The organism is Erwinia sp. MYb416 (genome assembly GCF_037479575.1).
Classification (GTDB): domain Bacteria; phylum Pseudomonadota; class Gammaproteobacteria; order Enterobacterales; family Enterobacteriaceae; genus Erwinia; species Erwinia rhapontici.
Genome location: NZ_JBBGYT010000159.1, coordinates 1 through 684 on the forward strand (window position 1 = coordinate 1; position 684 = coordinate 684).

The following is a 684-nucleotide window of genomic DNA, read 5'->3' on the forward strand; positions in this document are numbered from 1 at the left end:
ATCCTGCCAGCGCCACCAGCCCCACAATATGCGACAGCGGAAACCGGCCGTAGACCATCAGTTTGTAAATCGCATTGGCCAGCAGATAGACCGCCGGGCCGAGCAGCAGAACGGCTGCCGCGGCCATGTCGATATGTCCATCGGGATGGGCAATCACCAGCTCATTCGCCACTGCGCAGACAATAATCGCGCCGACCAGCACCACGTGCACATAGTGGAAGCAGGCGCCCATCTGCCCTGGATTATCGGCATGCTGTATAGCGTGGCTGCCCGCTTTACTGCTGGTATCGAAATAGACCCACCACATCGCCAGGCTCCCGATAAACGCCACCAGCGAGGCAATAATAATCGGCGCATCCCACACGTCGGTTTCACTGAGCGTTGCGCCAGTAATCAGAATGGTTTCACCCAGTGCGACAATGACAAACAGCTGACAACGCTCCGCCAGATGGTGCCCTTCTATGGTCCATTCACTGCTGCTGTCTGAACGGCCCAGGCCCGGCAGCGGGAAACCAAACATCGGAGAAAAGTAGGTACAGGCGACAGCTATCCCCCACAGCACAAGGCGTTCCGGCCCTTCTGCAATGCCACCCCACAGCCAGAACACCCCAGAAATACACATCCAGCCGAGGATGCGCTGGAAATTATGCCGCAGCAAATGCCCGGCGGGCAGTAACCATAATG

At 57.7% G+C, this 684-nt stretch carries 1 protein-coding gene; it reads right to left on the minus strand.

All coding sequences use genetic code 11. The features are described 5' to 3' along the window. Positions 1 to 684 (minus strand): low temperature requirement protein A (locus WH277_RS01520; protein ID WP_339503973.1); only part of this gene is annotated, 684 nt, incomplete at both ends.